Source organism: Synergistaceae bacterium (genome assembly GCA_021372895.1).
Classification (GTDB): Bacteria; Synergistota; Synergistia; order Synergistales; family Synergistaceae; genus JAJFTP01.
The window spans coordinates 1-8,008 of record JAJFTP010000010.1 but is presented as its reverse complement, the minus strand read 5'-3'; the positions used below and the strand labels follow the sequence as shown (position 1 = coordinate 8,008).

The 8,008-nt window shown below is 45.9% G+C and carries 8 protein-coding genes; all 8 read right to left on the bottom strand.

Translation table 11 applies throughout. From position 1 onward, the window contains the following. Positions 1–180 precede the first annotated feature (180 nt). On the bottom strand, positions 181–627 hold the full coding sequence (locus tag LLF78_01180; GenBank protein MCE5201115.1) for a DUF188 domain-containing protein: 447 nt from the start codon (positions 625–627) through the stop codon (positions 181–183). A gap of 99 nt (positions 628–726) precedes the next feature. Continuing rightward, a complete protein-coding gene (locus LLF78_01175; protein MCE5201114.1) occupies positions 727–1,509 on the bottom strand; it encodes a TSUP family transporter in 783 nt (260 codons plus the stop codon). A 195-nt stretch (positions 1,510–1,704) separates the two neighbouring features. After that, positions 1,705–3,060 (bottom strand): YjiH family protein, encoded by a 1,356-nt coding sequence (locus LLF78_01170; protein ID MCE5201113.1) that lies wholly within the window; start codon positions 3,058–3,060, stop codon positions 1,705–1,707. 83 nt (positions 3,061–3,143) lie between these two features. Further along, positions 3,144–4,607, bottom strand: a complete 1,464-nt coding sequence (locus LLF78_01165) for an FAD-binding protein (GenBank protein ID MCE5201112.1) — start codon at positions 4,605–4,607, stop codon at positions 3,144–3,146. Beyond that, the gene (locus LLF78_01160) at positions 4,604–5,605 is read right to left on the bottom strand and encodes an electron transfer flavoprotein subunit alpha/FixB family protein (GenBank protein MCE5201111.1); all 1,002 of its coding nucleotides are present in this window, start codon (positions 5,603–5,605) and stop codon (positions 4,604–4,606) included. The genes LLF78_01165 and LLF78_01160 overlap by 4 nt, the downstream gene beginning before the upstream one ends. Continuing rightward, complete coding sequence (locus LLF78_01155) at positions 5,602–6,423, bottom strand: electron transfer flavoprotein subunit beta/FixA family protein (protein MCE5201110.1); 822 nt, start codon at positions 6,421–6,423, stop codon at positions 5,602–5,604. Before LLF78_01155 ends, LLF78_01160 begins: the two co-directional genes overlap by 4 nt. Positions 6,424–6,442: 19 nt before the next feature. Continuing rightward, on the bottom strand, positions 6,443–7,678 hold the full coding sequence (locus LLF78_01150; protein ID MCE5201109.1) for a PLP-dependent aminotransferase family protein: 1,236 nt from the start codon (positions 7,676–7,678) through the stop codon (positions 6,443–6,445). Positions 7,679–7,725: 47 nt separating this feature from the next. Continuing rightward, the coding region (locus LLF78_01145; GenBank protein MCE5201108.1) for a hypothetical protein at positions 7,726–8,008 on the bottom strand (283 nt) is incomplete at its 5' end.

Sequence of the window (8,008 nt, the reverse complement as noted above, 5' to 3'; positions counted from 1 at the left end):
CAAGTCCTTCGCCGATGGTACTGCAGAGGGTATCTGTGGGATGAGTGAGACAGGAAATTTAAGATTTCCGTTGTCGAACTTAGTTTTTCCACCCAGAGTAGGTCGCCGCCGGGATCGATCCAAGAACAGAGCTTTCAGCGTGATTGCCGGGGCTCTGTTTTTTTGTCGTTTATAACGGTTTTAATGGTTACATCGCATTCGTGATATTATTTTTTCCAATGCCTCGGCAAAACGCACGTCATCATCATTTGTTCGTTTAGCGGGTCCTTTTGTGCGCCCGCCGCTGCGGCGAAATTTTGCTTTAAGTTCTCGTTCTTCAAGCATAAAAGAGATTTTTTCAGTGAGGTACTCTATTCCGGATGGGCTGAGTGCAGCTGCGTTTTTTGATAAAACAACAGCTGCAAGCCCCCAGTCTTGAGTTATAACGATATCTTCCGGCTCTGTCAGGTTAATTACCTTTATATCAGTTTCCTGCGAAGCATTTCCCACCACGATATGCCTGTCAGAAATTACGTTGTGGTTAAAACTTGCAACCGTTATGACCGGGATTTCGTTCCTTTTTCCTATATCTATAGTATTTTTAAGAACTGTCTTTGGGCATGCATCGGTGTCGATTATAATTTTCATTAATACTCTCCTTATGCTGTTTGTGTTGGTCCGGCACCGATTCATAAAGCTATTTGTAGCTTCCAGTTTATCCCGGATTATTTCTGATCGTCAGCGGTATTACCAAGATAAAATATCAAGAACCATCTTTCCAAGCAGCACCAGAAGTACCGCTGCCATCATCGGACGGATAAATTTTGCCCCTTTGGCCAGAGCAAAGCCTGAGCCGAAGTAATTCCCCACTGTCCCGCATATGGCCGCAGGTATTGCGACTTTGTAAAATATCGTTCCGGCCATGGCGAATGTGATCAACGAAGCATAATTCGATGCAAGGTTGAGTATTTTAGCATTGCCGGAGGATGTCTTAAGGTCATACCTCATAAGTATCGAGAATGCGAAAATCGCGAAGGTCCCTGTCCCTGGACCAAAGAGTCCGTCGTATCCTCCAATCAGGAATCCTATGAAGAATGCGAGTAGAACCGCTGTGCGTCTCGTGAGCGTCGAAGAAAGGTCTCTTTCTCCGAAGTCGCGTTTTAAAGATATGGCAACCGCGGCACAGGGGATTATGAAGATAAGCATAGTCTTAAGCAAATGGTCGTCAAGCATGAGGACTATTTTGGAAGCTATGGCTGAGCCTATGAAAGAACCGGCAGCCGCTATAAGTGCGGCTTTTAGATCTAACGCCCCGTTTTTCCAGAATCGGAATACTGCGAGGGTGGTGCCGCATGAGCCGGAGAATTTATTGCAGCCGTATGCAAAGTGAGCCGGCATGCCAGTGAACATATATGCCGGCAGAGAGATAGTCCCCCCGCCACCCGCCGCTGCGTCGACAAATCCGGCAAGGCCGACCGTCAGGCATACAAAGATCAATGAAGGCGTGGTGATTGCGAAAGGACTTCCCAAAATATATTTCTCCTTTTACGAAAGAATCCAATTGAACATTATAAATGTTTTTTAGCAGGAAAGACGTAATGAGTATTTTTCATGTTTATCATAATTTAAATCCGTAATAAACCAGCCCTTTGGGTGGTTTATTACGGAAGATACAGCGTACCTGCCTGAGAAGAAATTACAATGACAGTAACAAGTATTGTAACACTACATGCAGAACCACCATGCAAATGGAGCAAGGAGAAATACACTTAAAACCGCCCGGATGAAATAAATTCCGGTAAGTTTCCAGAAACCGAGGGGTATAGTGGAATTGAGTATAAGCACGCCAACCTCAGTCATGTAGATAAGCCCTGTTCCGGAAATACCTGCGCACATAAACTTTGCTGCAGTTGCCGTTCTTGCCGAGCCTACCACTGCCGCGAGGAACTGATCTGCGTAGGCGAGTATAAACGCGGGCGCTACGTCTTTTGCTTCCGGAATTTGTACAAGCTGCAGCATCCACGCAAATGGTACGGATATAATCTGAAATATGGGGGTGTTATTTGCGATGATAAGCACTATAGTGCCCCATGAGACAACAAGAGGCGTTGTGCTTATTACAAGAGAGAGAAATGTTTTGATCCCTGACTCAATCGTCATGCGTGCAGTCTGCTTGGATGCACGCTCGACTGCGAGTTTAAGCCCCCACTCTCCGAGGGTGTACCCTTCCGGGATCTCATCGCCGATACGCTGTTTGCCTGCCCTGCCTGAGTAGGTATCAGGAATGCTGTTGAGGGGCCATATTCGCGGCATAAGAAGAGCAAGAATTAATGTTACCGCATACATTGCGAACATTATCTGGAAATACATATTAGGGAGCCCTACAAAGTCAGCCATGACATATATATAAGCTATGCTGATAACAGAGAACGCCGTTGAAATGATGGATGCTTCACGATCTGAGTAGTATCCCTGGTCGTGTACTTTTGTGGTAATTACGACTGCGACCGATGAACTGCCTATCCATGATGCAAGACAGTCGACTGCTGCGCGGCCAGGCAGTTTGAATAGTGGCCCCATGACAGGACGTGCATAAGTACCGACATATTCCATGAGTCCATAGTCTGTGAGAAGCGGGACAACTCCTGCCAGAACAATGAATATTATAAGCAGCGCGGGTGCGAGGATCATAGCCGGTGTTCCTCCATTATCCATGTTCCATATGATTTCCGGCCCTATTTTATAGTAGATAATGATATAGAACACGGCACCCAGTATTCTGGATACAAGCCAGAAGGGTTTTATAACAAGCAGATCCCGCCAGAAATCATTTTCCATGACTTTTTGTGGTTTGCATAAAGTCGCCCATATTGAAGCCAAAGTACCAACGACAACAAGGGCCATCGCCATAAAGGGAAGCCAAGGTTTGAGAACGGCCTTGCCCCAATTAATCACTATTCCCAATATAGTGTTAAGGCTTCCTTTATCCCGTAGCGGAAGCAGAAAGACGATTGCTCCAAACAGAGACGGAATTAAAAAACGCATAACCTGTGAACTTGAATATTTTTCTTTTGCGGACATATGATCACCCCGTTCTTAAGAATTATATGATCCAATAGTTTAAAGTGCTGCCTGTTTTTGCTGCGTCAATAATAACCGTTTTATTAACGATCACCTCCGCGGCTATTTTTTGAAGGTACCTCCTCAGGTAAAAAAAATATTTTACCTGGATTCATTATGTTATTAGGATCAAGTGCTTTTTTAAGGATCCTCATTACATTAAGCTGCTCGGGCTGGCATAGTTTTTCGAAAAACTCTCTTCGCTTACAGCCTATTCCGTGTTCGCCGCTTATGACACCTCCCAGCCTATGAGCCAATTCGAATATCTCGCATTCGATTTGTTTCTCAAGGATTTCCCATTCTTCAATACTGATATTTTTTTTCCCCATAATCGTTGGGTGCAGATTACCGTCTCCGGCATGTCCGAAATTAGCAATACGGACACCATGTCTCTCTGCAATTTCCCCAAGCCCGCGTACGAATTCAGGTATGGCAGAAATCGGTACCACTGTGTCCTCGTCTGTCTGGATTGGATCGGTAATGCGCAGTGCTTCGTCGATGTTTCTGCGTACAGCCCAGACACGTTCTCTTGTTGTGGCGTTGTCGGCAACATATATCTCAAGTGCACCGCCCTCGGAACATATAGTTCCGACGCGGTCCGCATCCAGCTCAACAGATTCGGCTCTTGTTCCGTCAAGTTCTATCAGCAGGACTGCGCCAACATCATCTATAGGAAGTTCTTCGTTTAAAAACTCACATGCCGTCTGGTATGAATAACGGTCGATGTATTCTATGGAGGTAGGCAGTATCCCGCCTTCGGTCATGATCTTCGGAACCATTGCTATTGCAGTATCTGTATCGGGAAACAGTATAAGCAGATCGACTCTGTTTTTTAGGAGAGGCTGCAGTTTTAGTGTTATTTGAGTCACATAGCCAAGCGTTCCCTCCGACCCGACGAATAGTTCTTTCAGACTGTAGCCAGATACGTCCTTCATATTTTTACCTCCGAGCCGGAGGATATCTCCTGTTGGAGAGACCACCTCAAGCCCAAGTACATATCTTAGTGTCACGCCATATTTAACCGCATTGCCGCCGCCTGCGTTTTCAGCGATATTGCCGCCGATATGGCATGACTCTACGCTCATGGGATAGCCGGCATACCAGAGTCCTTTTTTGGAAGCGGCCACGTTTATTTCGCTTGTGACGACACCTGGCTCGACTACGGCTATAAGATTGTCACTGTCTATCTCAAGGATCCTGTTCATTCTCTCGTCTGAAATTACAATTCCGCCGTATAATGGCAGCGCTCCGCCGGAAAGTCCTGTGCCGCCGCCTCTGGGAGTCACAGGGATAAGATGTCTGTTTGCTAGTTTCAGTATGCCGGAAACTTCGTGAGCATTTGCCGGTGCAACGACAATATCCGGCAGGAAACGTTCATCCGTCCGGAGTGTGGTTGTTTCATCTCTGGAACATGCCATCCTTTTTTCCATAGTTATCCAGAGATTGTGTTCACCGACGATTTCCCGTAGTTCCTCCATGATGTTATCCGTCAGTTTATTGTATTTCATAGCTTGACCTCTTCTCTGAGGCGTTTGTTGAGTAATGGCAGTATTTCAAAAAGGTCTCCTATTATTCCGAAATCTGCAACTTTGAATATTTGTGCCTCGGGATCATTGTTAATAGCTATTATAGTTTCGGCCGTTTTCATTCCTGCGAGATGCTGAATAGCGCCTGATATTCCAGCTGCGATATAGAGTTTGGGCACTACTGTCTTTCCGCTTAGCCCAACCTGCTGAGGATAGTAAGCCCAACCTCGGTCCACAGCATCTCTGGATGCACCTACAGCACCTCCCAGAAGATCTGCAGTCTCTTTGAGCATGCTGAAGTTTTCTTTCTTTTTCATTCCCCGTCCACCGGCAACTATTGTTTTAGCAGACTGGATATCCATTTCGTTGGCGTTTATATATCGAACCCCCAGAAATTTAACGCGGTTGTCTATAAGATTATCTTTTATCGGCACATATTCTGCCTTTCCCGATCTGGCGGTATCCCGTTGTGCCTGTGAGGTAGAGTGAGGTCTGACAGTGCACATTTGTGGTCTGTGTTTAGGTGTTTTGATTGTAGCCATGATGTTGCCGCCTATTGCCGGACGTGTCTGAAGCAAAAGCCTTGTCCCTTCTTCAATGTCCAGTTCCGTGCAGTCTGCTGTAAGTCCAGTATGGATTCTGGCAGCTATACATGGCATTATAGTGCGGCCTGTTGTGGTTGCAGCCGCTAAAATTATTTCAGGTTGTCTATCACGTATCATGTCTGCAAATATATTTGCCTCGGTCTCTGTAGACGCATCTTTCAGAAGAGGCGAGAGCGCGGCAAGTACCTTGTCAGCTCCCCTGTATATAATTTCTTGAATCTCTTCATGATCCAGTTCTTCTGCGGCTAGAAATACTTCCAAAGGGACACATAGCTTGTCCGCAAGAGCCCTTCCTCTAAGAAGGACTTCGTAAGTTGCGCTGCCGATATGTTTCCCGCTGATTTCTCCAAATACCCAAACCGGATTGCTGCTCATATTTCCTGCCCTCTTTTCGGTATGAGGTTTTTGTCTTTCAAAAATTGAACAAGTGCTTCTATTGCAGGTTCCATATCTCTCTCATCTTTAATTTTTATATTAATGCCATGTCGAGCAACTTTGGGTGTGCTGATTTTAACAACTTGTGTAGGCGATCCGGCGAGCCCAACCTCTTCAGAACAAATCCCTGGAAGGTCATTAATAGACCATTTCTGTAACTCCGCCGCACGTGCATTCTGTTTGCCGCGGAGGGTGGGCAGGCGAGGGACGGCAATTTCTTTAAGCACAGTTACCAGACACGGGAAAGGCACTAACAGAGACTCATAACATTTTTCAACCAGACGTTCGATAATCATTTCTTTATTGTTGACCTTTAAAATACTGCTGACATAAGTAGCGAGCGGGATATCCAGCAGTGACGCCACCTCTGGGCCAACCTGTGCGGTATCTCCGTCAGTAGCGCGCTCTCCTGCTAGAACCAGGTCGAAATCTCCGATTTTGGCACATGCCTTGGATAAAATCATTGAAGTTGCCCATGTGTCCGAGCCAGCAAATTCATGAGATGAAAGAAGGATCCCGTCATCACATCCCATTGCAATAGCTTCTTTGACGCATTTTTCCGCAGCCGACGGGCCCATACTTATTGCCGTCACAGTTGCACCGTAGGTTTTCTTCAGACGCAGAGCTGTCTCGATAGCATATAGATCCAGAGGGTTAACTATGCTTTCAACGCCTTCTCTTATAATAGTTCCGGTAGATGTGTCCATTCGAACATTGCTTGTTTCGGGAACCTGTTTGATCAGCACAAGAATTTTCATATGTCTTCCTTTGTTTTCCTTAATTCTGTCCGTTCCTGTATTCCGAAAAGGCTGCCGCAAGTCTTCCGACGCCGTCTTCCGCAGTTGCAGGATCAACTTTCGCAAATGATATGCGGAATGAATTTTGAGCAAATTTTGCCTCGTCCTGAGTGTAAAATGCACTGCCCGGAATAATCCCGATCTTCTTTTCCTGAACTGCGAAGCGTGCGAATGATGTCATGTCATCTATGCTGTCTTTCTCTCCCCATAGAAAAAAGCCGCCAAGGGGATAATTTGTACGCACGCCGAGCGGCTTCAGGTGCTTATCTATGGATTTGACCATGCCGTCTCTGCGTGTCCTGTACGTGTTGCGTAACGAAGAGATACGATCTTCAAAATTAACGGTTGTGAGATAGTTGAAAAGACCTTTCTGTAAAATTGCCGGTCTGGTCAATCCGGCGCTGATCCTGAAAGCGTTCATATGCGGAATGATGGCTTCGGGAACCACTGCCCACCCGCAGCGTACGCCCGGTGCTATGAGTTTTGAAAAACTGTTGCAGTGGATGACACGCTTATCGCCGTCCGCCAGTTTGAGATATGTCGACGGCGGTTCTCCATCATAGCTCAGATAGTGGTATGGATCATCCTCAAAAATTGGGATCCCATATTTTTCCGCGATTGCCAAAATTGTCTTTCTTCGTTCAAGAGGAGAAGTCCGTCCGCTTGGATTCTGGAAATTAGGTATTGTGTAGAGGAAACGCACTTTTCGTTTTTTCAGTATATTTTCAAGTTCTTCAGGAATGATACCGTCATCATCGGATGGAACTCCGACGCAATGTGCACCCTGTTTACGGAAGGTCAGCAGTGTTTCTGTAAAGGTCGGAGCTTCAACAAGGACGAGACAGCCCGGGTCGATGAGAGTTTCTGACACAAGCTCGATGGCTTCGCCGGCCCCGTTTGTCAGCAGGATGTTTTCTCTTGTAACCCATTCAGGAGCCATTCCGTCCTTCTTCATACGTTCGACTATCCACTCCCTGAGTTCTATAAGGCCAAAGTCCTCCTTATAGTAAGCAAGCAGGTCAGTGTCGTCAAATATAGTCCGGAACGCCGTTTTAAGCTCCTCCAGCGGATATATGTCTGCAGAAGGTTCTCCTGCTGTAAATGAGATGGCGTTGTTATCGATGGTGAGCTTGATCATCACGCCTATTTCCGAAGGGTCAAGACGCTCCTTTGCCATGGAGCTCAACTGCTCACGAAAATTAAATTTTTCTGTCATTTCAATCCCACCTTTTTATATTGATGTCATTCCAATGTTTGTATATTTTATTGGGGAATATCGATATGAAAGGCTAAATCGATATGTTTCCCGAGGAAGTCGATAGCCTTTGTATTTTCTTTTGCTGTGATATAGTCAAGAAGAATCCCGTGGTCTTCGGGATGGGTTTTATCTGATTCGCTCACAGTCTGATCAAGCATCACAAGGTAGGCAAATATTGTAGACAGGGTTCTGTTTATGCAATTTACAAGGTATTTGTTGGTGCAGTGTGAGTGCAGCTCTTTATGGAAATCGAGTCCGGCCTTAAAAGTGCTGACCTTGTCGCCAAGA